The organism is Brevundimonas sp. Marseille-Q4549 (assembly GCF_976940555.1).
The window spans coordinates 2,689,509-2,714,017 of the sequence record NZ_CDRHXG010000001.1 but is presented as its reverse complement, the minus strand read 5'-3'; the positions used below and the strand labels follow the sequence as shown (position 1 = coordinate 2,714,017).

Genomic DNA, 24,509 nt, shown 5'->3' with positions numbered 1-24,509 from the left:
CCGATGTAGTTCAGATCGTGCCCCACCGTCTGGGCCAGGGGGCCGGTCTGGCCCCAGCCGGTGACGCGACCGAACACCAGGGCGGGATTGCGCTGCTGCAGGACGTCGGGCCCATAACCCAGGCGCTCCATCACCCCGGGTCGAAATCCCTCGATCACAGCGTCGGCCTTTTCGACCAGAGCCAGGATGCGGTCCCGGTCGGCCGCGTCCTTCAAATCGACGGGAATGGAGGCGCGGCTCCGGTGCAACACCGCGCCGCCCACCTCATCGAAGGCGCCCGCGCCCACGGACGCCGCGCGGCTGAGACGCAGCACCTCGGCGCCCAGATCGGCCAGCATCATGCCGGCGAAGGTGACGGGGCCCAGACCGTCGAACTCCAGGATGCGTAGGCTAGCTAAGGGTTGCATTCGTCATGAGTAGCCAGCGGCGCACTTGACCGGAAGAGCGGATTGCAACAGAAGGCGCCCTTCGACGGTTCGGGCCAGCCCGGACGTCGCGCGGTGCGTCCTTAGCTCAGTTGGTTAGAGCATCTGACTTTTAATCAGAGGGTCCTCGGTTCGAGCCCGAGAGGACGTACCATCTAAAGCCCGCTTCGGCGGGCTTTTTGCTGTCTGGGCCTATGGGCTTTTGATCCCCGTCGCCCCACGTGGTCTAAGGGCGGCATGAAGCGTATCGTCTCTGTAAGTCTCGTCGCCCTCGTCCTGGCGGGGTGCAACGCCGGTCATTCGGCCTTGGGCGGGGTGGAGCAGGTGCGGACCGGGCTGGGCGATGCGGTCACGGCGCCGCTGGACGATCTGAACCTGCGACGTCAGCTGATTCCCACCGTCCTGCTGCAGGCCGAGGCCAATCCTTACGATCTGCGCAATCTGAACCAGTGCACGACCATCGGCGCGGAAGTGGCGCGGCTGGATGAGGCCCTTGGGTCGGACACCGACGAACCGCCGCGCCAGGACGGATCGTACCGCAGCGAGCAGGCGGCGGATGCGGCGGCCAGGGCGGCGCTGGACGCCATCCGCAACACGACCACCGACTTCATTCCGGGACGCAGCTGGATCCGTCGGCTCAGCGGCGCCGACCAGCATTCCAGGCACGTCCAATCCGCCATTCAGGCCGGCCGAATGCGGCGCGCCTTCCTGAAGGGCGTCGGCATGCAGCGGAACTGCGCCCCGCCGGCCGCGCCCGGCTGGTTCCAGCCGAGGCGCTAGCCGTTCGACGTGTGCCGGGCGTGGAAGTCGCGGCGGAAGGCTTCGAACCGACCTTCCGAGATCGCCGCCCGCATCGCCGCCGTCAGGGCCTGATAGAAGGCGATGTTGTGCCAGCTGAGCAGCACCTTGCCCAGGATTTCGTCGGCGCGGATCAGGTGATGCAGATAGGCCTTTGAATATTGCGACGATGGGCCGGCGATGGCCGGGTCCAGCGGGTCCTGATCCTCGGCGAAGCGGGCGTTCTTCAGGTTCAGCGGGCCGTCCCAGGTCCAGGCCTGGCCGTGACGACCGGCCCGCGTCGGCAGGACGCAGTCGAACATGTCGACGCCGCGCCACACCGCCTCGACCAGATCGACCGGCTTGCCCACGCCCATCAGATAGCGGGGGCGGTCGGCGGGCAGAAACTCCGGCGCATAGTCCAGCACCTCGCACATGGCCTGATGGCCTTCGCCCACGGCCAGACCGCCGATGGCGTAGCCGTCGAAGCCGATCTCCTGAAGCTGTTCCGACGATTGGCGACGCAGGTCTTCGAAGGTCGAACCCTGCTGGATGCCGAACAGGGCCTGATGCTCGCGCTGGCCAAAGCGCGCCTTGGACCGGGCGCCCCAGCGGATCGACAGCTCCATCGCCTTTCTGGCCGCCTCCTTCTCCGCCGGGAAGGCGACGCACTGGTCCAACTGCATGGAGATGTCGGCGCCGATGCGGTCGGCCTGAATCTCGATGGAGCGTTCCGGCGTCAGGACGTGTTTGGAGCCGTCGATATGGCTGGAGAAGGTGACGGCCTCTTCCTTCACCTTGGAAATCCCGGCCAGGGACATGACCTGAAAACCGCCCGAGTCGGTCAGGATCGGCTTGTCCCAGCCCATGAACTTGTGAAGCCCGCCCAGACGCTCCATCCGCTCGGGGCCGGGGCGCAGCATCAGGTGATAGGTGTTGCCCAGGATGATGTCGGCGCCGGTCGCCTTGACCTGATCCACCGTCATCGCCTTGACCGTGGCGGCGGTGCCGACGGGCATGAAGGCGGGGGTGCGGATGTCGCCGCGCGACGTTTTCAGCACGCCCGTGCGGGCGCGACCTTCGGTGGCGGAGATGTCGAAGGGGAAGGGCATTCAGGCGATCAGTCGTTCAAGCTGCTCGACCCGCACCAGATCCTTGGGGCGGCCGAACAGGCGGTAGAGGGCGATATGGTCCCGAATGTCGGGCACGAACAGATCGACGTCGTCCAGAACGATCCGACGTCGCGAGGTGAAGCCGGCAGGGCGCCACTCGCCGCCGTCGCGCGTCTCCAGTTCTGCCATGACCTCGACCAGCAGGGGTTGGTCCGGCGCGCGGCCGAAGACGGCCGAACGGAACAGGCCCTCGCCCGGATCGGGCACGACATGGCCGCCCAGGGCGGTTAGCAGCACGGGTGCGTCGCGCCGCGCGCACAGCACGTCTATGTCGGGCACATGCAGGTCCGTCAGTCCGTAAAGGGCCATGGCCGCGCCGCCGAAGATCCACCACGGCTCACGCAGGTCCTGAGCCGCCTCGCCCACGGCGATCAGGCCGTCGCGCAGGTCGGGGGGAAGGTCGTCGAAATCCATCTCAGTCGTCCAGCAGGGACTGAAGCAGCGGATGGGCCAGGACCGGCGCGGCGAGGCGCACCACGGCCTGCGGGTCTTCCAGGCGCACGGCGGCGGTGGCGTCGGCGACGATGAAGTCGGCGTGGGTGCGCGACGGTTCGGTCAGCCGTTCATGGCCGGGACGCACGGTCGCCAGATACTGGGCCACGACCGAATCGGCCGACCGGCCACGCTCGGCCTGGTCGCGCAGCAGGCGTCGGATGAAGCGGATGTCCGCCGGCGTGTCCACGAACACCCGGATATCGAACAGGGCCGTCAAGGCGGGGGTGCACAGGACGTGGGTGCCCTCCACGATCACGACCTGGGCGGCGGGCACGGGTTCTCCGCCCGGCTCGCGTCCGTGATGGATGAAGGAATAAACCGGGGCGACGACGTCCTCTCCAGCCTTCAACGCCTGCAGGTCGCGGATCATCAGGTTGTGATCGCGCGCCGCCACATCGTCGAAATCGAACGTCGCTGCGTCGAAGCCAGGCAGGGAGGCCGCGTCCCGGTAATAGGAGTCCTCGCGCACCAGAACCGCCGCGCCGTCCGGCAGGGCCGAAACCAGGGCCTCGGCCAGCGTGCTCTTGCCGGAGCCCGACCCCCCCGTGATCGCAATCAGAATAGCCATCCGGGCCTTCTAGGGCGCCGCGCCAGTCGACGCCACAAGGGACGATCCGCCGCGCCGAAGGTGACGCAAGGTCACGTTGCTTATCGCTGATAACCAATGATAGCGTCTGCTCAAGCGTCGCATCCAAGCCGACGCAACCCAAGGACACAAGGAAACGCATATGCTGGGCTTGATGCAGGACTGGCCGCTGACGGTCGACAAGATCATCGATCACGCCAAAAACTGGCACGGCGCGCGCGAGGTCGTGACCCGTTCTGTCGAGGGACCGATCGTCCGCACGACCTACGCCCAGATTCACGATCGGGCCAAACGGGTCTCGAACGCCCTGAAGGATTGGGGGATCAAACCAGGCGACCGGGTCGCGACCCTGGCCTGGAACACCGGCAATCATATCGAGGCCTGGTACGGCATCATGGGCATCGGCGCGGTCTGCCACACCCTGAACCCGCGCCTGTTCCCCGAACAGCTCGTCTATATCATCAACCACGCCGAAGACCGGATCATCTTCGTCGACCTGACCTTCGTGCCGTTGCTGGAAGCCATCCTGCCGCACATCCCCAAGGTCGAACGCGTCGTGATCATGACCGACGCCGCCCATATGCCGCAGACCAGCCTGCCCAAGGCCGTCGCCTATGAGGACGTCATCGCGGGCCAGTCCGCGGACGTGGTCTGGGGCGACTTCGACGAACAGACCGCCTGCGGCCTGTGCTACACCTCGGGCACGACGGGTAATCCGAAGGGGGTGCTGTATTCGCACCGCTCCAACTTCCTGCACACCTTCATGGGGCTTCAGGCCACCGTCATGGGCGCGACGCCCAAGGAGGTGATCCTGCCGGTCGTGCCGATGTTCCACGCCAACGCCTGGGGCATCGCCTTCGCCGGCCCGGCCGCCGGGACCAAGCTGGTCATGCCGGGCGCCAAGATGGACGGAGCCTCGATCTACGAACTGATCGAGCAGGAGGGCGTGACCTTCTCGGCCGCCGTGCCGACGGTGTGGCAGGGGCTGTTCGCGCACATGAAGGCCAACGGTCTGGGCTTCTCGACCCTGAAGCGGGTTCTGATCGGCGGTTCGGCCTGTCCGGAAAGCCTGATCCGGGGCTTCCAGGACGATTTCGGCGTCGAAGTCACCCACGCCTGGGGCATGACCGAGACCTCGCCCATCGGCACCATCGGCAACCTGCCGCCCGAAATCCTGAAGCTGCCCTATGACGAGCAGATGAAATATCGCCTGAAACAGGGCGTGCCGCCGCTGGGCGTCGAGCTGAAGCTGAAGGACGAGGCCGGGAACGAACTGCCGCACGACGGCGAGACCTTCGGCCGGCTGATGGTCAAGGGGCCGACGATCAGCAAGGGCTATTTCAAGGAGGAAGGATCGATCCTGGACGACGAGGGCTTCTTCGACACCGGCGACGTGGCCACGGTGGACGAGATCGGTTTCATGCAGATCACCGACCGCGCCAAGGACGTCATCAAGTCAGGCGGCGAATGGATCAGCTCCATCGAGATCGAGAACATCGCCGTGGGCCACCCCAAGGTCGATATCGCCGCCGTGATCGGCGCGGCCCACCCCAAATGGGACGAACGGCCGGTGCTGATCCTGAAGCTGAAGCCCGATGAAACCCTGGACAAGCAGGAGCATCTCGACTTCCTGAAGGGCAAGATCGCCAAATGGTGGATGCCCGATGACGTGGTGGCGGTGGCGGAAATCCCGCTGGGCGCCACGGGCAAGATCGACAAGAAGCTTCTGCGCGAACGGATGAAGGACTACCGTCTGCCCGAATCCGCCTGATCGTGTGCCGAGAGCGTCGATGTTGTCCCGAAAGCCTGTTCCGCCCCTGATCCTGTGGCTCACGGCCCTGACCGCCGTAGCACCGGTGCTGGTGGTGGCGGCCGTGGCGGCGACGCGGTTCGGCGGCGTGTCTCTGGCCGTCGCCTATGACCTGCTGACCTGGACGGTGGCGCGGGGGCTGGGCTGGGTCGCTCTGGCGGCGGCTGTGGCGGTAGGGGTTCTGGCGCTGCGCGACCTGCGTCGACGCGGCGTCTTCGCCCTGATCGCCCTGACCCTGGCCGGCGGCACGGTCGGGGTGTTCCAGTTCCAGGCCTATCGCCTGGCCCAGCCGAACCCCCGCGACGTCAGCACCAATGTGGCCGAGGCGCCCCGATTCAACGCTTTGGCCGACCTTCATCCCGGCGCCGCCGACGTCCAGGGCGCGCCGGCCTGTCCCGGGGCTCAGGCCGTGCCCAGCCAGATGTTGGCCCAACAGGCCGTTTCCGCCTTGGTCGATGCCGGATTCCCGGTGGCGCGCGCCGCGACCTTCGAGGTCGAGGGCGTGCACGAAGGGGCCTGGTTCGGCTTTCCCTACGACGCCGTCGTCCGCATCCGCCCAGGCCGCACCGACGTCCGCGTCGTCGCCCGCGACCCCCGCCCCGACGGCGGCGCGACCTGCCGCCTGACAGCCAAGATCGTCGCGAACCTGGAAGCTCAGCGCTAGGTCGCGCCGAAGACAGCGCCCAGGGACGGTTCGCCCACGACGGTCGCGCGCCCTTCGCCGACCAACTTCACCAGATGGGCCAGCACCGACAAGGACGCGGCCGGCCAGAGGCGCGGGTCGACGCCGGCGTACAGGATCGGGACGATCTCCGCGACGGTGCGGTCGCCCGCCTGAAGCCGCGCCAAGATCTGGGCCTCGCGGTCCAGACGGTGGGCGCGATAGGCGCTCAGGAAAGGTCGAACCTGGGTGATCGGCGGCCCATGGGTCGGCCAGATCGTCTCGAAGTCGCGGGCGATCACCCGGTCCAGACTGTCCATATAATCGCGCATGTTCCCGTCCGGCGGGGCGACGACGGTGGTGGACCAGCCCATGACGTGATCGCCGCTGAACAGCGCGTTTTCCTCCTTCAGCGCGAAGGCCATGTGGTTCGAGGTGTGCCCGGGCGTGGCGACCGCCTCCATCGTCCAGCCGTCGCCCACGACGATCTCGCCGCCCGACAGCACGATGTCGGGGCGGAAATCGGCGTCTTCGTCCTCGTCCAGCATGCCCGAGGCGTGGGTTTCCTGTAGCGGAGGCCGCGCCGCCAGGATCGCGGCGCCCGTCGCCTGGGCGAAAGGACGGGCGAGGGGGGCGTGGTCGCGATGGGTATGGGTCACAAAGACATGACTGACCGTGCGTCCTGCAACGGCTTCAAGCAGAGCCGCCAAGTGGGCCTTGTCCATGGGGCCCGGATCGATCACGGCGACAGTCGCGCCCGCATCGGGACGCCCGACGATATAGGTCCCCGTGCCTGTAAAGGTGAACGGCCCCGGATTCTCGGCGATCACTCGCTGGATCAGGGGGGAGACGAAGTCGCGCCGCCCATAGGCGAAGTCGAACGCCCGAACGAAGGGAATCACGACGTCCACCATTGCTGGCGTGGCGCTTGCCTCTCGAAGCCCGCAACCTCAGTCGGAGCATGCCCCTTGGCCCGGTCGATCATCCTCGTTGTCTCAAAACGGCTCCAGGCCCTGGCCGCAGCCCTGCTGTGTCTCATGGCGATCCAACTTGTCGCAGCCTCATGCACGCCCGAACCCGCGCCGTATGCGACGCGAGTGACAATACAGCGTTAGGCGACGACTACTCCCGGCGAACTCGAAACGGGGGCGTGTCGCCGACTTTCATCATGTAACTCCCCAAGGCTGCTCGACGCACGGTCACGGGGTATTGGCGCCGTGCCGAGAAAATGGGATCTCCTCCATCGACTTTCCGCCAAGTCGATCCATCGTCGAGTGTGATGATCCACTCGCCTCGTCCCAGATTTCGAGCGCCTATCATCGTCCCCGAAATGGACTGCAACTCTTCGGACCGACCCTCGCGGTCGAACGGATTGGCGATCGATACGTTGAAGCCGAATAGTCGCCGCTGGTTCTGCTGCACATCCTGCCGGCTGACCACGGTGAGCTCCCCAGCGGCCGCCAGATTTGTTGCGGCGGCGTCGAAGCAAGCGAGTCGAGCATTATCGTCCTGTAGATCTCGGCATCGCGTGACAGCCTCCAAAAGCCCCTCCCTGTTTCGTGGTGAATATTCCTGAGACAAGGCCGTGTTTGAGCAAAAAATAATCGATAAAGCGCCAATAGTTGAGACATACGTAAAAACTGCATGGCTTTTAAGGGGCATGATATTTCTCGTGACGGGCGGTGGTTCGTATCGATCTTTAGCATGAGATTTCGCACGAACAGACTTCGTTCTTGCGGCCTAAGGTGTGACGTCTTTGCGACATTCGTGTCGCCATTGTGTTCGCAGGTGTGCTTCAAGCTGGACTTGGCGCATGGCTTGGTATGCTCTCCTCGAGACCGATCGCGTGATCGGGCGGTAATTATTGAGCGACTCGCGTTTGGCGAGCTTCGACTCTTTCGGGAGAGCAACCTTGACCACCAACAGATATCGCAGCGGCTTGCTGGCGACCACGATCATCGGCGGCGCGGCCTTGGCGATGGCGGCTTCGCCGTCCTTCGCCCAAACGACCGATGATCAAGCCACCGAAGTCGGCGAAATCGTCGTCACTGGTTCGCGTATCGCGCGCCAGGACTACCGTTCGACCAGCCCCATCGTCACCGTCAGCGCGCAAGACTTCCAGGCGACCGGCGCCGTCACGATCGACAGCCTGATCAACGACCTGCCGCAGTTCACGCCCTCGATCTCCTCGACGTCGAACAACCCGTCCAATGGCGGCCAGGCCAACATCAACCTGCGTAACCTGGGGTCAAACCGCACGCTGGTTCTGATGAACGGCCGTCGCGTCGTTCCGTCGAACTCGGACGGTTCGGTCGACGTCAACCTGATCCCGACCGCGCTGATCAAGAATATTGAAGTCATCTCGGGCGGCGCTTCGGCGGCCTATGGTTCGGATGCGCTGGCAGGCGTCGCCAACTTCATCCTCGACGACAATTTCACCGGCGTTCAGGTGGACGCCCAGTATGGTGAAACGGACCGTGGTGACGGCCGGACCGAATCTTATTCGGTAACGCTTGGCGGGAACTTCGACGATGACCGCGGCAACATGGTGTTGTCGCTGGGCCGCTCCACGCGCGCGACCATCTACAACGCCGCGCGTGATTTCTCGAAGGTTTCGGGTCCGTCGGGCACTTCCCCCTTGGGTTCGACCATCTTTGACAGCAACAACCTGCCCAGCCTGGCTGTCGTTCGCGCCTACTTCAACAATGCGACGCTGTCGAACACGGGGGCTTTCGGTTTCAACGACGACAACAGCCTGTTTTCGTACACCGGAAAGCTCAACGTCAAGAATCCTGCCGGTGCGGGTGCGGAATATACGGCGCCGGGTGCAAACTACACGTTCAACACTGGTCCGCTTAACTATCTTCAACTTCCGCTCGACCGTTACAATGTGTACGGCGGCGGTCGCTACAAGATCAATGAGAACGCCGAAGTCTACGCCAGCGCCCTGTTCACGCAGTATATCGGCGACACCGAACTGGCTGCCAGCCCGGCCGCCAACGGCACCGGTTTCCGCGTCCCGGCGACCAACCCGTTCATTCCGGCCGACCTGCGCACCTTCCTCAACGCGCGTGCGAACCCCAATGGTTCGTTCCTGCTGAACAAGCGCTTCACCTCGCTTGGCGGCCGTCACTCGACCGAAGAATACAACATCTATCAAATCACTGCGGGCGTCCGTGGGCAGGTGCCGCAAAGCACCTGGACCTATGATGTCTACGGTTCGTATGGCCGCGTCTCGAACACGACGACGCAAACTGGCAACGTTTCGCGGTCTTCGGTCCAACGTTTGCTGGACGCCCCCGATGGCGGACGCAGCCTGTGCTCGGGCGGTTTCGATCCGTTCGGCGTCACCGATCTGTCGGCCGACTGCATCAACTACATCGGTCGCTCGGCGCGGAACTCCACTGTAACTGAACAACGCGTCATTGAAGCCACCCTGCAAGGCAAGGCTTTCGATCTGCCGGCCGGTGAAGCGCGCGTCGCCCTCGGCGCCCAGTATCGCCAAGACGACTTCGCCTTTGGCGCTGACTCCTCCTTGGCTCAAGTCAACGCAACGACGCCTCACCTGGGATTGAATGGGCAGCCTGACGGCGGCAACATCGGTGGGTCGGAAATCGCTGGCTTCAACCCCACGCCTTCACTGGCCGGCGGCACAAGCTCGAAGGAACTGTTCATTGAAGCGCTCGTACCGCTTCTGTCGGACATCCCCTTCATCGAGCAGCTGGACCTGAACCTGGGCTATCGCTACGCCGACTACAGCACGGCTGGTGGCACCCAGGCCTATCGTGCTGAGCTGGACTGGACCATCGCGGGCGGCCTTCGCGCACGCGGTGGTTACAGCCGCTCGGTGCGTGCGCCCTCCATCGGCGAGCTGTTTGCAACGGCAAGCTCGGACTTCCCCAATATCGGCGCGCCTTCCGCGACCGGGACGGGCGGCGATCCTTGCGACACGCGTAGCAGCTTCCGCCAAGGTGCGAATGCGGCGGCCGTGCGTGCACTGTGCTTGGCGCAAGGCATTTCTGCCCTGGCGATCGACAACTACCAGTATTCCAATAACCAGGTCGAAAGCCGCACCGGCGGCAACCCCAACCTGAAAGAGGAAACCTCGGATAGCTGGTCGGTCGGTCTGGTTTATCAGTCGCCGCTTCAGTCGCCTTGGCTGTCGGGGCTGTCGGCCTCGATAGACTACTATAATATTGAGATCACGGATGCGATCGGCTCCATCTCGGCGGCCGACTCGCTGAAGGGTTGCTTCAACGTCACCGGTGAAAATCCGACCTTCAGCGCCAGCAACTCTTACTGTCAGCTGTTCCGTCGCGATCCGCTGTCGGGCAATATTGTCGGCGCGGTCGAAAACCAAGCCAACCTGGGCATGGTCAAGACGTCGGGCATCGACCTTCAGGCGGATTGGTCGCTCAACATGGCCGATATCGGCGCGGGTGACTGGGGCCGACTGAAGTTCAACACGGTCGTGAGCTGGCTTGAGAACTATGAGGACAACGTCGTCGCTGGTGGTGTCTTCACGGATCGCACCGGCACGATCGACAGCTCGTTCGGCAACACCTTCCCCGAGTGGAAGGCGTTGACCTCCGTCACCTGGTCCGACGGCCCGTTCTCTATTGGCGCTCGCTGGCGTCGGGTCGGGGAGATCACCGTGATCAACACCACGGAGGTTCTGCCTTCGATCGACTACTTCGATCTGAATGGTTCGTGGGCGATCAACGACGTCGTGTCGCTGCGCGGTGGCGTGAACAACCTCACCGACGAGCAACCCAACGTCTTCGATCCGGGCGTTCAAGCGAACACCGATCCGTCGACCTACGATGTGCTGGGTCGTCGTTACTACGTCGGTCTGACCGCCAAGTTCTAACGCCGGTCTGAACACGAAAACTGAGGCGGCGGGGCCACGCTCCGCCGCCTTTTTCGTTGGGGGGCGGTCGCAGAAAAACCATCTGGGTCTGAGAGCGTTAAGCTTCGCCGCCCGCAGTCGTGGCGCAGAGTTCAAGGACCATCATGTTCAAGACCCTTCTTGGCGGCGTCGCCGCCCTGTCGCTGATCGGTGCGAGCAGCCCCGTGTTCGCTCAGGAGGCCGAAGGCCCCGTGGTGACACGCGCGCGACCCGCCGAGACGGCGGACGCCCTGAAGGTGCGCGAAGCCATCGCCTACGCCAATCCGCTGCCGCGCGGGGCGCCGACGTCCGACTATCCGCTTGTCGCCTGGTGCGACGCCCTGGTGACAGGCCATGCCGATCTGGGGGAGACCCTGACCGACCATGCGCCGGAAGACCTGGAACTGATCCGCCTGGGCCGTCTGGAAGCGCAGGATTTCCGCAGCGCCCTGGCTGTCGCCGAGCCGCGCCAGAACGCCGCATCCAAGGCCGAGGCCGCGCGTGCGGTCGCAGCGGTGAAGGCGCAATGGGCGCCGCTGTTGGCAAGCCAGGACGAGGCGGCGCGCAGCCAGTCGTTCGGCCTGTTCTATGGCCTGCCGGGCCGCTGCGAACACGCGGCGCGCCGTATCCGCGAGAACATCACCACCCCGCCGGCGACCCCGGCGGAGGTCGGGTTGGAAGCCCCGGCCGCTGCGCCTTCCAGCGCCAACTGATCCACGGGTGAAGCGACGGGAAGCGGCGGTCTGGCCTCGGTCAGGCCGCCGTTTCGCGTTTCTGGGCGTAGGGGTCGTAGTTGAGGATGGGCGCCAGCCAGCGTTCGACCGTTTCGATCGTCATCCCCTTGCGGACCGCATAGTCCTCGACCTGATCGCGGTCGATCTTGCCGACGCCGAAATAGTGGCTGCCCGGATGGCCGAAATAGAGGCCCGAGACCGAGGCCGGGGGCGTCATGGCGAAGCTTTCGGTCAAGGCCATGCCGGCGTTTTCGCCCGCGTTCAACAGGCGGAACAGGGTGGCCTTTTCCGTGTGGTCGGGCTGGGCCGGATAGCCGGGGGCGGGGCGGATGCCCTGATACTGTTCGGCGATCAGGTCATCGACGCTGCTGGCTTCATCTGGCTTGTAGCCCCACAACTGAGTGCGGACTTCCTTGTGCAGGCGTTCGGCGAAGGCTTCGGCCAGGCGGTCCGCCAGGGCCGTTGCCATGATGGATGAGTAGTCGTCGCCTGCATCCTTGAACCGTTTGGCGATCTCCAGTTCGCCATGGCCTGCCGTGACGGCGAAGGCGCCGATGTAGTCGTCGCCCTCTTCGGCGATGAAGTCGGACAGGGCCAGGTTCGGCTTGCCGTTCGACTTCTTGATCTGTTGGCGCAGGGTGTGGAAACGGGCGATTTCCTCGGAACGGGCTTCGTCCGAAAAGACCGCGATGTCGTCGCCGACGGCGCGGGCGGGCCAGAAGCCGACTACGCCTTTCGCCGTGAACCACTTCTCCTCAACGATGCGTTTCAGCATGGTCTGGGCGTCCTTGAACAGGTCGCGGGCGGCCTCGCCTACGATTTCGTCCTCCAGGATCAGCGGATAGCGGCCAATCAGCTCCCAGCTGGCGAAGAAGGGGGTCCAGTCGATGTGGTCGGCCAGGTCCTGCAAATCCCAGGCGTCGAACGCCTTCACCCCGATGAAGGAGGGCTTGCCCGGCATGGGTTGGTCGGGATCGGGGCGGAAGCGGTTGTCACGCGCCTGGTCCAGGGTGGCGCGAGCCTTGACCTCCTGGCCACGCGCATACTGTACGCGGATGCGGATGTATTCGTCGCGGGTGGCGGCTTCGTTTCGTGCCTTTTCGGACGGCGACAGCAGACCCGAGACCACGCCGACGGCGCGGCTGGCGTCGACGACATAGGTGGTCGAGCCCCGGCGATAGGCCGGCTCGATCTTGACCGCCGTGTGGGTGCGGCTGGTCGTGGCGCCGCCGATCAGCAGGGGGATGTCGAAGCCGCGCCGCTCCATCTCTGAGGCCACGAAGACCATTTCATCCAGCGACGGGGTAATCAGGCCGGACAGGCCGATGATATCCACCTTGTGCTCGACGGCGGCGTCGAGAATGCGGTCGGCTGGGACCATCACGCCTAGGTCGATGACCTCGTAGTTGTTACATTGCAGCACGACGCCGACGATGTTCTTGCCGATGTCGTGGACGTCGCCCTTGACGGTGGCCATCAGGATTCGACCCGCCTGCTCGCGCGGCTTGCCGGCCTTTTCGGCCTCCATGAAGGGTTCTAGCCAGGCGACGGCCTGTTTCATCACGCGGGCGGATTTGACCACCTGCGGCAGGAACATCTTGCCCGAGCCGAACAGGTCGCCGACCACGTTCATCCCGTCCATCAGCGGGCCTTCGATGACATGCAGCGGGCGCTCTGACGCCAGGCGCGCCTCTTCGGTGTCGGCCTCGATGAACTCCGTGATGCCGTTGACCAAGGCGTGTTCGATCCGCTTGCCGACCGGGGCGTCGCGCCATTTCAGGTCCACGACCTTGGCCGCGCCCTTCTCGCCCTTGTAGCGGGGCGCGATGTCCACCAGTCGCTCGGTGTTCGAGACATTGGTCCGCTGCGGCCGGTTCAGGATCACATCCTCGACCGCCTCGCGTAGTTCGGGGTCGATGTCGTCATAGACGGGCAGGTCGCCGGCGTTGACGATGCCCATGTCCATGCCCGCGTTGATGGCGTGGTACAGGAAGACGCTGTGGATCGCCCGGCGCACCGGCTCATTACCGCGGAAGCTGAACGACACATTTGACACACCGCCCGAGACGCGGGCGTAGGGCAGGGTGCGTTTGATCTCCCGCGTCGCCTCGATGAAGTCGACGGCGTAGTTGTCGTGCTCCTCGATCCCCGTCGCCACGGCGAAGATATTGGGGTCGAAGATGATGTCCTCGGGCGGGAAGCCCACCTCGTTGACCAGGATGTCGTAGGCGCGGGTGCAGATTTCGATCTTGCGCGCGGCGGTGTCGGCCTGACCCATTTCGTCGAAGGCCATGACCACGACGGCGGCGCCGTAACGCAGGCATTTGACGGCGTGTTCGCGGAACTCCGCCTCGCCCGCCTTCATGCTGATCGAGTTCACGATCGGCTTGCCCTGGACGCACTTCAGCCCCGCCTCGATCACCTCCCATTTGGATGAGTCGATCATGATCGGGACGCGGGCGATGTCGGGTTCCGCCGCGATCAGGTTCAGGAAGGTCCGCATGGCGACGACGCCGTCCAGCAGGCCTTCGTCCATGTTGATGTCGATGATTTGGGCGCCGGCCTCGACCTGCTGGCGAGCCACGTCCAGCGCCGCCGAATAGTCGCCCTCGACCACCAGCTTGCGGAATTTGGCGGAGCCGGTGACGTTCGTGCGTTCGCCGACGTTGATGAAGACAGGACGCATCAAACGAACTCGGCTTTCAGGATGGGCAGCCTCTTGCGCTGCCATAGGCTCTTCTTGATTGACCGGGCGCGTCGGCAGGAGCGGATAGACACAGCTGTTGTCGTCACCGCTTCCTTGAATCCCCGACTGTCGAGGAAAATCCAAGAACGAGCCGGATACCCGTTCGGCCCACTGAGAGAGACGCCTCGCCCCGCCACAACGGCATCGCAAAGAGCGAGAACTTTTTCCACATCGCGTTCACTTCGAAGCAGCTCATAATTCAGCCCCTGGCCGCTGCTTATGTGCAGTTCGAAGCTGCCGATGCTCGCGTCGAGTAGGGACATGTCGTCACCATCTCCCATTCGCAGAAGGACGGCCTTCGCGGAATCATGGTCGATCTCGCAGGCGGGCTCGGCGGCGGCAAAACTCGCCAGTTCGCCGCGCAAGCGCCGGAATGCTTCGATCTCGGCGGTTCTGCTCACGCCACCAGCTCGAACGGTTCCAACCCAGATAGCCGCAAGGCCACCGGCCGTTCCGGGATCGCGCGGGGCTTCAGCGGCGCGACTTCTTCGGCGACGTGACGGATGTGATCCGGCGTCGTGCCGCAGCAGCCGCCGACGATGTTGACCAGGCCGGACGCAGCCCATTCCTCGATGAAGTGGGCGGTCTCGTGCGGCTCCTCGTCATACTGGCCCATGGCGTTGGGCAGGCCGGCGTTGGGATAGGCGGCGACCAGGGTGTCGGCGACGCGGCTGAGTTCGGCGATGAAGGGCCGCATCAGGTCGGCGCCCAGGGCGCAGTTGAAGCCGACGGCGAAGGGTTTGGCGTGGCGCACGCTGTTCCAGAAACCCTCTGCCGTCTGGCCCGACAGGGTGCGGCCCGAACGGTCGGTGATGGTGCCCGAAATCCAGATGGGCAGCGGCTCCAGCCCCTCGTCCTCCAGGTCCTTGATCGCCTTGATGCAGGCCTTGCAGTTCAGCGTGTCGGTGATGGTCTCGATCAGATACAGATCGACGCCGCCTTCGTTCAGCGCCTTCACCTGATGGCGATAGGCCTCATAGACCTGATCGAAGGTCACGCTGCGGGCGCCCGGGTCGTTCACGTCGGACGACATGGACAGCATCTTGTTCAAGGGGCCGATGGAGCCGGCGGCGAAGCGGGGCTTCGACGGCTCCTTTTCCGTCCAGCGGTCGGCGACGGCGCGGGCCAGTCTGGCGCCTTCCAGATTGATGTCCCACACGGCCTGGGCGTCCAGGGCGTAGTCTTCCTGGGCGATGGTGGTGCCTGAGAAGGTGTTGGTCTCGGATATGTCGGCGCCCGCTGCGTAATATTGGTCGTGCAGGTCGGAAATGATGTCGGGCCGGGTGATGCAGAGGATGTCGTTGTTCCCCTTCATCTGGTGCTTTTCGTCATAGCCGTTGGCGGCGACGAAGCGGTCGGCGCGGAAATCGGCCTCGGTCAGACCGCGTCGCTGGATCATGACGCCCCAGCTGCCGTCCAGGACAAGAATGCGCTCCTTGGCCGCCTGATGCAGGGCGGCGATGCGTTCGGCACGGGAAAGGGGCATCAGGCGACGGCCTTGTGTTCGCGCACGCCCAGCACACGACAGATGGCGTAAACCAGTTCGGCCCGGTTCAGCGTGTAGAAGTGGAAATCCGAGAAACCCTCTTCCTGAAGACGCGCGCAGGTCTCTGCGGCGATGGAGGCGGCCAGCAACTTGCGGGTCTCGGGGTCGTCGTCCAGGCCGTCGAAATGGGCCGCCAGCCAGTCGGGCAGGGCCGCGCCGCACGCCGCCGTCATCCGCTTCAGCCCCGCGAAGTTCGACACGGGCATGACGCCGGGAATCAGGGGGATGGTCACGCCCGCCGCGCGCACTCGGTCGCGGAAACGCAGGAAGGCCTCGATATCGAAGAAGAACTGGGTCACGGCGCGCGTGGCGCCGGCATCGACCTTGGCTTTCAGCACCTCGATGTCGTGGTCGATGGAGGGGCTTTCGGGATGGCGTTCGGGATAGGCGCCGACCGTGACGTCGAAGCCGCCGACACGACCGATGGCGGCGGTCAGTTCGGTGGCGTTGGCGTAGCCGTCGGCGCGGGGCTGATAGGCGCCGCCGATGCCGGCCGAACCCGGCGGGTCGCCGCGCAGGGCCACGATGTGATCGACGCCGATGGCCTTGTAGCCCTCGATCACCTCATCCACCTCGTCGCGGCTGGCCTCGACGCAGGTCAGGTGGGCGGCGGGGCGCAGGGTCGTCTCGCTGATGATGCGCTGGACCGTGCGGTGGGTGCGTTCGCGGGTGGAGCCGCCGGCGCCATAGGTGACGGAGACGAAGGCGGGGTTCAGCGGCTCCAGCCGACGGATCGCCTTCCACAGATTGGCCTCGGCTTCGTCCGACTTGGGTGGGAAGAATTCGAAGGAGACGTTGACGGCGTTGTGGTTCGAGCCGGCGCGCGCGACGGGCCCCAGCGGCGAAAGCAGAAGGGCGCGGGCTTCGGCCAGATTCAGGGCGGGGGCGGCCATCAGGCGGTCTTTCGGTCGGATTGGGCGCGGCGCTCGGCCGTCCAGATGGTCACGGTCAGGCCCTCGTTGTCGGGGGGCAGGGCGATGGGCGCCGAAGGGGTCAGGCCCGCGCTGATCAGCCAGTCGCGAATCTCGGCGTCGGCGAAGCCCAGGCGGCGATGCTGATGGGCCTCGCGCATGTGTTCGAAATCGTGGGGGGCGAAATCGACGATGACCAGACGGCCGCCCGCACTGACCAGGCGCGCGGCCTCGGACACGGCGGCGGCGGGATCGGCGAGGTAGTGCAGAACCTGGTGCACGATCACCAGATCGGCGCTGGCGGCGGGCAGGCGGGTCGAGAAGATGTCGCCGTGGCGCAGTTCGACCTTGTCGAGTCCGGCGCGCGAGACATTGGTGCGGGCGATGTTCAGCATGTTCTGGCTGAGATCCAGCCCGACCGACATTTTCGCCTTCTTGCCGAACAGGGTCAGCATCCGGCCCGAGCCGGTGCCCAGGTCCACGACCCGTTCGAACGGGCCGGGGCCGACCGCCCGCTCCAGCGCCGCCTCGACGGCGCTTTCGCTGACATAGAGGGAGCGCAGCCGGTCCCACTGGGGCGCGACCTGTTCGAAATAGTCGGCGGCGGCGGCCTCGCGCTCCTTGCGTACGTCGTCCAGGCGGCGATGGTCGGCCTCGCCCGCGTCGTCGGCCAGGATGTCCAGCACGGTGTCGATCAGCCGACGCGCCTGGGCGTCGTGCGACAGACGATAATAGACCCGCGCCCCATCGGGGAAACGTTCGATCAACCCCGCGTCCGTCATCAGCTTCAGATGGCGCGACACGCGCGGCTGGCTCTGGTCCAGGATGCGCGACAACTCCATGACCGACAGTTCCTCGCCGCCCAGCAACGAAAGAATACGGAGACGGGTCGGTTCGCCTGCGGCGCGCAGGGCTTCGACGGTCTGATCGGCGGACAGGCTCATGAGGTCATATAAAGATATCCTTATATGATTAAGCAAGGAAAAAACGCGGCCCTGGAAATCCGGCGACGGGAAAACTTCGTGCGCGCGTTTGATGAAGACGTCACCCTTTGGAGAAATCTAATGCGTCTTCTTTTGATCACGGCGCTGGTCGTGGCCGCTGCAGGCCCCGCCCTGGCGCAAAGCGATTTTCCCGAACCGCCCATGCCGCAGATGTCCGGCGATCAGGCGGGGCCGCGCATGGGTATGATGCGTCCGCCCGAGCGCGAGACCCTGGCCGAGATGCAGGCGCGGACCGGACGGCTGTTCGACCGTCTGGACGCCAATCATGACGGCGTGATCGACGCGGCCGAACTGGCCAATGCACGGGGCGGGCGGATGCTGACGCGCTTTGACGCGAACGGCGACGGCCGCGTCACGCGCGACGAGATGAACGCGGGCGTACAGGCCCTGTTCAAGACGTTGGACAAGAACGGCGACGGCGTCGTGACCGCTGACGAACGGCCTCAGCGCCCGAACTGATCAGGCCACGGGCGTCTTCAGCGCCTGGCCCGCGAAATGGGCCTGCAGGTTTTCGATCAGCAGGACCAGCATGCCCTGCACCCCGGCGGTGGTCGCGCCGGCGGTGTGGGGCGTCAGGACGATATTGGGAACGTCCGCCCAGCGCGCCGGATCGGTCGGTTCGTCCTGGAAGACGTCCAGCGCCGCCTGGCCCAGGGCGCCGGTCTTCAGCGCCTCGATAAGGGCGTCCTCGTCCACGACCTGCCCGCGCGAGACATTGACCAGGAGACCGTCCGGTCCCAGGGCCCGGAGGATTTCGCGCGAGATCAGGCCCCGATTGGTCTCGTCGGCCTTGCAGGCGACCACCAGTATGTCGCTGGCCTGGGCCAGGGCCAGAAGACTGTCGGCGCGGGGCCAATCGGCCTCATGCGGACGCGGCCCCCACCAGGATACCTCCATCCGGAACACGCCGGCCCGTTGGGCCACTGCGCGGCCGATATGGCCCAGGCCGACGATCCCCAGTTTCTGCCCTGCCAAAGAGGGGGTGATGGTGCGGGTTTCGACCTTCCATTCGCCGTTGCGGACCTGACGGTCGCCGGAAACGATCTGACGGCGGGCGGCCAGGATCAGGCCCAGGGCGTGGTCGGCGACATCCTCGTGGTTCACGCCGGGCGCGTGGCTTACGGGCAGGCCGCGCGTCCGACACCAATCGATGTCGATACCGTCGTAGCCGGCGGTGAAACAGGCGATCAGGCCGAGGTTCGGCAGACGCTCGATGAGGGCCTTGTCGAGCGGATATTCCCCGGCGACGACCAGAGCCCGGATGTCGTGGGCGGCCTCGACCGGCGGCCCCTCCCAGAAGCGATAGACGTCATATGCGCTCTCCAGAAAGCCGGAGAGCGGCGCCAGATGCCGCTGCATGATGAGAACGGCGGGGCGTTGGGTCATGCGCGCACCTCGATCAGATGAATGCTCTCGTTCAGGCGATCCTGAATCAGGGGCCACTTAGGCGTCAGCCAGGTCAACAGCGAATGGGTCGTCGCATTGCCGATGCGAAGCCAGACGACCTGGGGGCCATCGCGCCGGTCCGAAGCCCACAGGGCGAAATCCCGGTCCTTGGTGACGATGATGCGGCGCTCCGTCCTGGCCAGACGCCAGATGTCGTCGTCGGACGCGTCTAGCGCGAGCAGGGTGGAGACATGGTCTGCGTCGAACCCTTGCGTCTTCAGCCAGTCGGCGAGCGATGGCGGCAACTGGGCGTCGACGACGAACTTCATGCGGCGATGACGGCCGTGTCGCCAATCGATGCGGCCGCATAGGCCAGGCTGGCGCGGATGTCGTCCGGCTCGAGATAGGGAAAGTCGGTCAGGATGTCTTCGTGACTGGCCCCGCCCGCGAGCATGTCCAGCACGTCCTGAACCCGGACGCGCATGCCGCGAATGCAGGGGCGGCCCCCGCACTGGTTCGCGTCGATGGTGATGCGGGACAGAAGATCGCTCATGTCCCGCATCCTATCATGGTTTGATCAGCGACCGAACTTCTGGTGCTGGACGCGTTTGGGGATGATGCTGTCGGCGCCCAGGCGACGCATCTTGTCCTGTTCGTAGGCTTCGAAATTGCCCTCGAACCATTCCACATGGCCGTCGCCTTCGAAGGCGAGGATGTGGGTGGCCAGACGGTCCAGGAACCAGCGGTCGTGGGAGATGACCACGGCGCAGCCCGCGAACTCTTCCAGCGCCTCTTCGAGGTTCTGCAGGGTTTCGATGTCCAGGTCGTTGGTCGGTTCGTCGAGCAGGATCAGGTTGCCCCCGGACGCCAGGGTCTTGGCCAGGTGGACGCGGTTGCGCTCACCGCCCGACAGCTGGCCGACCTTCTTCTGCTGGTCGCCGCCCTTGAAGTTGAACGATCCGACATAGGCGCGTGTGTTGATCTCGCGCTTGCCGACCATCATCACGTCGGTGCCGCCGCTGATGGCCTGCCAGATGGTTTCTTCCGGCTTCAGGTCGTCGCGCGACTGATCGACATAGGCCAGCTTGACCGTTTCGCCGACCTTGATCGTGCCGCCGTCGGGCTTCTCCTGGCCGGTGATCAGCTTGAACATGGTCGACTTGCCGGCGCCGTTGGGGCCGATGACGCCGACGATGCCGTTGGGCGGCAGTTTGAAGGTCAGATTATCGAACAGGACCTTGTCGCCGTAGGACTTCTGCAGGCCCTCGACCTCCAGCACCACATTGCCCAGGCGTGGGCCGGGCGGAATCTGGATGACGGCGAAGGATTGGGCCTTGGCCGAGTTCTCCTGTTCGGCGACCATCTTCTCATAGGCCGCCAGACGAGCCTTGGACTTGGCCTGACGGGCCTTGGCGCCCGAACGGACCCATTCCAGTTCGCGGGTGAGGGCGCGCTGGCGGGCTTCGGATTCCGACTGCTCCTGCACGACGCGCTTCTGCTTGGCTTCCAGCCAGGAGGAATAGTTGCCCTCGTGCGGGTGGCCCTTGCCGCGATCCAGCTCCAGCGTCCACTTCGTGACCTGGTCCAGGAAGTAGCGGTCGTGGGTCACCAGGATGACGCAGCCGGGGAAGTTCTCCAGATGGTGCTGCAGCCAGGCGACGGATTCGGCGTCCAGGTGGTTGGTCGGTTCGTCCATCAGCAGCATGTCGGGCTTGGACAGCAGCAGGCGGGCCAGGGCCACGCGGCGCTTTTCACCACCGGACAGGTTGGTGACTTCCCAGTCGTCGGGCGGGCAGCGCAGGGCGCCCATGGCCTGGTCGATGCGGCTGTCGATGTCCCAGACGTCGCCGGCGTCGATCTTTTCCTGAAGGGCGGTCATCTCCTCCATCAGTTCGTCGGTGTAGTTTTCGCCCAGTTCGGCGGCGACCTCGTTGAAGCGGTTGACCCACTGCTTCTCTTCGCACCAGGCCTCGACGTTCTGGCGGACGTTCAGGGCGGGATCGAGCTGGGGCTCCTGCTCCAGATAGCCGCGCTTGACGCCGTCGGCGGCGCGGGCCTCGCCCGAGAACTCGTTGTCCAGGCCGGCCATGATCTTCAGCAGGGTGGACTTGCCCGAGCCGTTGACCCCGACGACGCCGATCTTGGCGTCGTTGTAGAAGCTGAGCCAGATGTTCTCGAAGATCTTCTTGCCGCCGGGGAAGGTCTTGGTCAGACCCTGCATCTGGAAAATATATTGCTGCGCCATGAGGTGCGGTTTCGCCCTTCGGGTTCGTCTGATTGGGGAGTTGGCCCGATGTAGCGACCCGGCGCGCGAAGGGCAAATAAGGCGGCCGCGCGACGGGGCCGGGTCAGGCGTAGTTGAAGCTGATGGAGATGCGGTCGGACTTGGCCTGGTTGGTCGGCACCTCGTGCCGCAGCCAGCTTTCCCACATCAGGACCGTGCCCGCCCGGGGGCGCAGATAGACGAAGGGCCGTTCGGTCTCGGGCGCGTCCTCGGCGACTGAGGGGCGAGCCATCATGAAGGGCAGGCGCGGATCCTCCAGCTTCAGCGAGGAAGCGCCATCCGGCACCGCGACATAGACAGTGCCCGATAGGAAGGCGTGGGGATGGATATGGCCGCTGTGGCCGCCGCCGGGCTTCAGGACATTGACCCACAGATTATCCAGGCGCGGCTTGCGGGCCAGGTCGAAGTTGAGCGCCCGGGCGTAGGCGACGGCATGGCGGTCCAAGTGACGCTTCAGCTCCGCGAACTCCGGGAACCGCTGCGGCAGGTCGTTCAGGGAGCCGTAGGACGTATAGCCGCGATAGCCGTTGGCCCGGCACCAGCGGCGGCCGGCTTCATCCTCCTCGGCCATAAGGCGGACGACATCGACCAGCTGGGCGTTGAAATCGGCCCAGCCGCGACCCTCGGCGAGGGAGGCTTCATAGACCTGGGTGACGAAGAGAGGGCGCAGGGACATGGGCTGGATTTACAGGGCGTAACGTCGCCTGAGAAGGCTTGTGCGCGGCCCCTCGCGCGCTCGGCACGATCCGGCTAAGGATAGGGGATGTTCAAGTCCGTCCTTGTCGCCAACCGCGGCGAAATCGCCTGTCGCGTCTTCCGCACCGCCAAGCGGATGGGATTACGCACCATCGCCGTCTATTCCGAGGCGGACGCCGACGCCCTGCATGTGCGGGAAGCCGACGAGGCGGTGTTGATCGGGCCGGCTCCGGCGCGCGAATCCTATCTGGACGCGGAAAAGGTGCTGGCGGCGGCCAAGGCGACGGGCGCGGAGGCCATCCACCCGGGTTACGGCTTCCTGTCCGAGAACGCCGACTTCGCCGAGGCGGTGATCGCGGCGGGCATCGTCTGGATCGGCCCGCAGCCATCCTCGATCCGCGCCATGGGGCTGAAGGATGCGGCGAAAAAGCTGATGATCGAGGCGGGCGTGCCCGTCACCCCCGGCTATCAGGGCGAGGATCAGTCTCTTGAGACCCTGACGACCGAGGCGAACCGCATCGGCTTTCCGGTTCTGATCAAGGCGGTCGCCGGCGGCGGCGGCAAGGGGATGAAGAAGGTCGACCGGCCCGAGGACTTCGCCGACGGCCTGGCTTCGGCCCAGCGAGAGGGCCAGTCGTCCTTCGGCGATCCGCGCGTCCTGATCGAAAGCTACATCACCCGCCCGCGCCACATCGAGGTTCAGGTGTTCGGCGACAGCCATGGGAATGTCGTCCACCTGTATGAACGCGACTGTTCGCTGCAACGCCGCCACCAGAAGGTGATCGAGGAGGCGCCCGCGCCCGGCATGGACGCCGCCACGCGCCAGGCCGTCACCGCCGCCGCCGTTCGCGCCGCACAGGCCGTGAACTATCAGGGCGCGGGCACCATCGAGTTCATCGCCGACGCCTCCGACGGGCTGAAGGCCGACCGCATCTGGTTCATGGAGATGAACACGCGGCTGCAGGTCGAGCATCCGGTGACGGAGAGCATCACCGGCGTCGACCTGGTCGAATGGCAGTTGCGCGTCGCGGCGGGCGAACCGATCCCGCTGAGGCAGGACGACATTCCGATGAACGGCTGGGCCATGGAGGCTCGTCTCTACGCCGAGGACCCGGCCCACGGCTTCCTGCCGTCGATCGGGCGGCTGGATCACTTCGTCATGCCCGACGACATCCGGGTGGATACGGGCGTGGAGCAGGGCGGCGAGGTCAGCCAGTTCTACGATCCGATGATCGCCAAGCTGATCGTCCACGCCGACACGCGAGAGGCGGCGGCGGCGCGCCTGGCTGACGCCTGCCGCGAGGTCGAGGTCTGGCCCGTCCGCACCAACGCCGGCTTCCTGGCCCGCTGCCTGGACCATCCGCGCTTCGTCGAGGGCGACGTGGACACGGGGTTCATCGCGGCTGAGGAGGGGGCGTTAGTCACGGCAAATGCTGACCAAGACCTTCTGGATACTGGAGCGCTCGCGTCGCTGGCCGAGCATGAACATAGTTTGGCTTGGTATGACGAGCTGAAACGGTATTCTGCCTGGAATGCTAGTTCGGAAGGTTTGTACGGCTTCCGTCTGAACAGATCCGCAGGCTCGCAATTTAGTCTTCGCAGGAACGGTGAGACGATTGCCGCCACAATCAATGTGGCACCTCCTCCTCCTTTCAGCATCGATGAGCGCTACCTGGTTGACCGGAACGACAGTCGGCACGTCTTGCACACTGAAATGGGTTCAAGCAGCGCCCTGAACGAGTTGGTCATGGACGGTCGACCAACTGGTGCGCGAGCCTATGTAACGAGCGATCAGGTCGTTCTCTTCCATGACGGCGACGCCATCGCATTTGACCGTCGTGCCCAGCGGTCCGGGGGAGCAGGCGGCTCCGCCTCCGACGGCGGCCTGCGCGCGCCCATGCCGGGCAAGATCGTCGCCGCGCCTGCAAAAGTCGGGGATGTCGTGACCAAGGGCCAGCCGGTCGTGGTGCTGGAGGCCATGAAGATGGAGCACGCCCTGACCGCGCCGTTCGACGGCGTGGTCGAGAGCCTCTCGACCGCCGTCGGCGACCAGGTCGTGGAGGGCGCGGTCCTGGCGGTGGTGAAGGCCTCGACCTAGAGACCGACGCCGCCGATGGGGCGGGTATAGGTCGTTTCCCCGAACACGGCGATCAGACCCAGGGCCGGTCGCAGTTCCGCCGTTTCGTGGATATGGGCCGACCAGGCCGTGTGGGTCGCCTTGTTGAACCAGACCTCCGTCACCCAAAGGGCGTCGGGATCGACGGCGTCATGGGCCACCACATAGGAGTGGCAGCCGGGTCGTTTCACGCCGGGATCGAGCAGACAGAAGGCCAGGTCGTCGCGACGACCGGGATGCGCCGTCAATCTCGTAATCAAGCCGTACATGCA

The 24,509-nt window shown here is 65.2% G+C and carries 23 protein-coding genes, 1 tRNA gene and 1 pseudogene; 8 read left to right on the top strand and 17 right to left on the bottom strand.

What is annotated here, in order from left to right:
• Positions 1–26: 26 nt before the first annotated feature.
• Positions 27–338 (bottom strand): annotated as a pseudogene (locus ACWPV3_RS13595) (CoA transferase); the annotation flags it as partial.
• A 164-nt stretch (positions 339–502) separates the two neighbouring features.
• On the opposite strand from ACWPV3_RS13595, the gene ACWPV3_RS13590 reads away from it, so the two are divergent.
• Positions 503–579, top strand: a tRNA-Lys gene (locus ACWPV3_RS13590).
• An 83-nt stretch (positions 580–662) separates the two neighbouring features.
• Complete coding sequence (locus tag ACWPV3_RS13585) at positions 663–1,205, top strand: hypothetical protein (protein ID WP_453978197.1); 543 nt, start codon at positions 663–665, stop codon at positions 1,203–1,205.
• Here the strand turns inward: ACWPV3_RS13585 and tgt are convergent.
• The 3 genes from tgt to udk are packed head-to-tail and all read right to left on the bottom strand — an operon-like array spanning position 1,202 to position 3,437.
• On the bottom strand, positions 1,202–2,314 hold the full coding sequence (gene tgt / locus ACWPV3_RS13580; protein ID WP_453978196.1) for a tRNA guanosine(34) transglycosylase Tgt: 1,113 nt from the start codon (positions 2,312–2,314) through the stop codon (positions 1,202–1,204). The genes ACWPV3_RS13585 and tgt overlap by 4 nt on opposite strands.
• Positions 2,315–2,788, bottom strand: a complete 474-nt coding sequence (locus ACWPV3_RS13575) for a hypothetical protein (RefSeq protein ID WP_312733333.1) — start codon at positions 2,786–2,788, stop codon at positions 2,315–2,317.
• Position 2,789: 1 nt separating this feature from the next.
• On the bottom strand, positions 2,790–3,437 hold the full coding sequence (gene udk, locus ACWPV3_RS13570) for a uridine kinase (protein WP_453978195.1): 648 nt from the start codon (positions 3,435–3,437) through the stop codon (positions 2,790–2,792).
• Positions 3,438–3,597: 160 nt separating this feature from the next.
• Between udk and ACWPV3_RS13565 the strand changes: the two genes are divergently transcribed.
• Together ACWPV3_RS13565 and ACWPV3_RS13560 are read left to right on the top strand one after the other, a co-directional pair.
• Complete coding sequence (locus ACWPV3_RS13565) at positions 3,598–5,226, top strand: long-chain-fatty-acid--CoA ligase (RefSeq protein ID WP_453978194.1); 1,629 nt, start codon at positions 3,598–3,600, stop codon at positions 5,224–5,226.
• A gap of 19 nt (positions 5,227–5,245) precedes the next feature.
• Positions 5,246–5,929 (top strand): DUF1499 domain-containing protein, encoded by a 684-nt coding sequence (locus ACWPV3_RS13560; protein WP_453978193.1) that lies wholly within the window; start codon positions 5,246–5,248, stop codon positions 5,927–5,929.
• Here the strand turns inward: ACWPV3_RS13560 and ACWPV3_RS13555 are convergent.
• A complete protein-coding gene (locus ACWPV3_RS13555; RefSeq protein WP_453978192.1) occupies positions 5,926–6,828 on the bottom strand; it encodes an MBL fold metallo-hydrolase in 903 nt (300 codons plus the stop codon). The genes ACWPV3_RS13560 and ACWPV3_RS13555 overlap by 4 nt on opposite strands.
• Positions 6,829–7,048: 220 nt before the next feature.
• Positions 7,049–7,588, bottom strand: a complete 540-nt coding sequence (locus ACWPV3_RS13550) for a hypothetical protein (protein ID WP_453978191.1) — start codon at positions 7,586–7,588, stop codon at positions 7,049–7,051.
• A gap of 250 nt (positions 7,589–7,838) precedes the next feature.
• Between ACWPV3_RS13550 and ACWPV3_RS13545 the strand changes: the two genes are divergently transcribed.
• On the top strand, positions 7,839–10,796 hold the full coding sequence (locus ACWPV3_RS13545) for a TonB-dependent receptor domain-containing protein (protein ID WP_453978190.1): 2,958 nt from the start codon (positions 7,839–7,841) through the stop codon (positions 10,794–10,796).
• 143 nt (positions 10,797–10,939) lie between these two features.
• Positions 10,940–11,527 carry a hypothetical protein gene (locus ACWPV3_RS13540; RefSeq protein ID WP_453978189.1) on the top strand — a complete coding sequence of 196 codons (588 nt, stop codon included), beginning with the start codon at positions 10,940–10,942 and terminating at the stop codon, positions 11,525–11,527.
• 40 nt (positions 11,528–11,567) lie between these two features.
• Here the strand turns inward: ACWPV3_RS13540 and metH are convergent, their stop codons facing one another.
• The 5 genes from metH to ACWPV3_RS13515 are packed head-to-tail and all read right to left on the bottom strand — an operon-like array spanning position 11,568 to position 17,695.
• The gene (gene metH, locus ACWPV3_RS13535) at positions 11,568–14,234 is read right to left on the bottom strand and encodes a methionine synthase (protein WP_453978188.1); all 2,667 of its coding nucleotides are present in this window, start codon (positions 14,232–14,234) and stop codon (positions 11,568–11,570) included.
• A complete protein-coding gene (locus ACWPV3_RS13530) occupies positions 14,234–14,695 on the bottom strand; it encodes a hypothetical protein (RefSeq protein WP_453978187.1) in 462 nt (153 codons plus the stop codon). Before ACWPV3_RS13530 ends, metH begins: the two co-directional genes overlap by 1 nt.
• Positions 14,692–15,780: a homocysteine S-methyltransferase family protein gene (locus ACWPV3_RS13525; protein WP_453978186.1), complete on the bottom strand. Its 1,089-nt coding sequence runs from the start codon at positions 15,778–15,780 to the stop codon at positions 14,692–14,694. The genes ACWPV3_RS13530 and ACWPV3_RS13525 overlap by 4 nt, the downstream gene beginning before the upstream one ends.
• Complete coding sequence (metF, locus tag ACWPV3_RS13520) at positions 15,780–16,733, bottom strand: methylenetetrahydrofolate reductase [NAD(P)H] (protein WP_312733347.1); 954 nt, start codon at positions 16,731–16,733, stop codon at positions 15,780–15,782. Before metF ends, ACWPV3_RS13525 begins: the two co-directional genes overlap by 1 nt.
• Complete coding sequence (locus ACWPV3_RS13515) at positions 16,733–17,695, bottom strand: ArsR/SmtB family transcription factor (RefSeq protein ID WP_453978185.1); 963 nt, start codon at positions 17,693–17,695, stop codon at positions 16,733–16,735. The genes metF and ACWPV3_RS13515 overlap by 1 nt, the downstream gene beginning before the upstream one ends.
• Before the next feature lie 120 nt (positions 17,696–17,815).
• On the opposite strand from ACWPV3_RS13515, the gene ACWPV3_RS13510 reads away from it, so the two are divergent.
• The gene (locus ACWPV3_RS13510) at positions 17,816–18,214 is read left to right on the top strand and encodes an EF-hand domain-containing protein (RefSeq protein WP_453978184.1); all 399 of its coding nucleotides are present in this window, start codon (positions 17,816–17,818) and stop codon (positions 18,212–18,214) included.
• On the opposite strand, the gene ACWPV3_RS13505 is transcribed toward ACWPV3_RS13510, so the two are convergent.
• The 5 genes from ACWPV3_RS13505 to ACWPV3_RS13485 form a co-directional block, all read right to left on the bottom strand.
• On the bottom strand, positions 18,215–19,141 hold the full coding sequence (locus tag ACWPV3_RS13505; protein ID WP_453978183.1) for a 2-hydroxyacid dehydrogenase: 927 nt from the start codon (positions 19,139–19,141) through the stop codon (positions 18,215–18,217).
• Complete coding sequence (locus ACWPV3_RS13500; protein WP_453978182.1) at positions 19,138–19,470, bottom strand: DUF5615 family PIN-like protein; 333 nt, start codon at positions 19,468–19,470, stop codon at positions 19,138–19,140. The genes ACWPV3_RS13505 and ACWPV3_RS13500 overlap by 4 nt, the downstream gene beginning before the upstream one ends.
• On the bottom strand, positions 19,467–19,694 hold the full coding sequence (locus tag ACWPV3_RS13495; RefSeq protein WP_312733357.1) for a DUF433 domain-containing protein: 228 nt from the start codon (positions 19,692–19,694) through the stop codon (positions 19,467–19,469). Before ACWPV3_RS13495 ends, ACWPV3_RS13500 begins: the two co-directional genes overlap by 4 nt.
• A 24-nt stretch (positions 19,695–19,718) precedes the next feature.
• Positions 19,719–21,386, bottom strand: a complete 1,668-nt coding sequence (gene ettA / locus ACWPV3_RS13490; RefSeq protein WP_453978181.1) for an energy-dependent translational throttle protein EttA — start codon at positions 21,384–21,386, stop codon at positions 19,719–19,721.
• A 103-nt stretch (positions 21,387–21,489) separates the two neighbouring features.
• Positions 21,490–22,101, bottom strand: a complete 612-nt coding sequence (locus ACWPV3_RS13485; RefSeq protein WP_453978180.1) for a TIGR02466 family protein — start codon at positions 22,099–22,101, stop codon at positions 21,490–21,492.
• Positions 22,102–22,188: 87 nt separating this feature from the next.
• Here ACWPV3_RS13485 and ACWPV3_RS13480 point away from each other — a divergent pair, with 87 nt between their 5' ends.
• Positions 22,189–24,219: an acetyl/propionyl/methylcrotonyl-CoA carboxylase subunit alpha gene (locus ACWPV3_RS13480; protein ID WP_453978179.1), complete on the top strand. Its 2,031-nt coding sequence runs from the start codon at positions 22,189–22,191 to the stop codon at positions 24,217–24,219.
• Here the strand turns inward: ACWPV3_RS13480 and ACWPV3_RS13475 are convergent.
• A complete protein-coding gene (locus ACWPV3_RS13475) occupies positions 24,216–24,506 on the bottom strand; it encodes a putative quinol monooxygenase (RefSeq protein WP_313454094.1) in 291 nt (96 codons plus the stop codon). The two genes, ACWPV3_RS13480 and ACWPV3_RS13475, sit on opposite strands and share 4 nt — an antisense overlap.
• Positions 24,507–24,509: the final 3 nt, after the last annotated feature.

Excerpts from the sequence above, each read along its gene's own strand:
- ACWPV3_RS13475 (WP_313454094.1), bottom strand. The coding sequence starts at position 24,506 with ATGTACGGCTTGATTACGAGATTGACGGCGCATCCCGGTCGTCGCGAC.
- ACWPV3_RS13525 (WP_453978186.1), bottom strand. The coding sequence starts at position 15,780 with ATGCCCCTTTCCCGTGCCGAACGCATCGCCGCCCTGCATCAGGCGGCC.
- metH (WP_453978188.1), bottom strand. The coding sequence starts at position 14,234 with ATGCGTCCTGTCTTCATCAACGTCGGCGAACGCACGAACGTCACCGGC.
- ACWPV3_RS13500 (WP_453978182.1), bottom strand. The coding sequence starts at position 19,470 with ATGAAGTTCGTCGTCGACGCCCAGTTGCCGCCATCGCTCGCCGACTGG.
- ACWPV3_RS13560 (WP_453978193.1), top strand. The coding sequence starts at position 5,246 with ATGTTGTCCCGAAAGCCTGTTCCGCCCCTGATCCTGTGGCTCACGGCC.
- ACWPV3_RS13585 (WP_453978197.1), top strand. The coding sequence starts at position 663 with ATGAAGCGTATCGTCTCTGTAAGTCTCGTCGCCCTCGTCCTGGCGGGG.
- ACWPV3_RS13540 (WP_453978189.1), top strand. The coding sequence starts at position 10,940 with ATGTTCAAGACCCTTCTTGGCGGCGTCGCCGCCCTGTCGCTGATCGGT.
- metF (WP_312733347.1), bottom strand. The coding sequence starts at position 16,733 with ATGGCCGCCCCCGCCCTGAATCTGGCCGAAGCCCGCGCCCTTCTGCTT.
- ACWPV3_RS13480 (WP_453978179.1), top strand. The coding sequence starts at position 22,189 with ATGTTCAAGTCCGTCCTTGTCGCCAACCGCGGCGAAATCGCCTGTCGC.
- ACWPV3_RS13515 (WP_453978185.1), bottom strand. The coding sequence starts at position 17,695 with ATGAGCCTGTCCGCCGATCAGACCGTCGAAGCCCTGCGCGCCGCAGGC.
- tgt (WP_453978196.1), bottom strand. The coding sequence starts at position 2,314 with ATGCCCTTCCCCTTCGACATCTCCGCCACCGAAGGTCGCGCCCGCACG.
- ACWPV3_RS13565 (WP_453978194.1), top strand. The coding sequence starts at position 3,598 with ATGCTGGGCTTGATGCAGGACTGGCCGCTGACGGTCGACAAGATCATC.
- ACWPV3_RS13495 (WP_312733357.1), bottom strand. The coding sequence starts at position 19,694 with ATGAGCGATCTTCTGTCCCGCATCACCATCGACGCGAACCAGTGCGGG.
- ACWPV3_RS13485 (WP_453978180.1), bottom strand. The coding sequence starts at position 22,101 with ATGTCCCTGCGCCCTCTCTTCGTCACCCAGGTCTATGAAGCCTCCCTC.
- ettA (WP_453978181.1), bottom strand. The coding sequence starts at position 21,386 with ATGGCGCAGCAATATATTTTCCAGATGCAGGGTCTGACCAAGACCTTC.
- ACWPV3_RS13510 (WP_453978184.1), top strand. The coding sequence starts at position 17,816 with ATGCGTCTTCTTTTGATCACGGCGCTGGTCGTGGCCGCTGCAGGCCCC.
- ACWPV3_RS13550 (WP_453978191.1), bottom strand. The coding sequence starts at position 7,588 with ATGCCCCTTAAAAGCCATGCAGTTTTTACGTATGTCTCAACTATTGGC.
- ACWPV3_RS13505 (WP_453978183.1), bottom strand. The coding sequence starts at position 19,141 with ATGACCCAACGCCCCGCCGTTCTCATCATGCAGCGGCATCTGGCGCCG.
- ACWPV3_RS13575 (WP_312733333.1), bottom strand. The coding sequence starts at position 2,788 with ATGGATTTCGACGACCTTCCCCCCGACCTGCGCGACGGCCTGATCGCC.
- udk (WP_453978195.1), bottom strand. The coding sequence starts at position 3,437 with ATGGCTATTCTGATTGCGATCACGGGGGGGTCGGGCTCCGGCAAGAGC.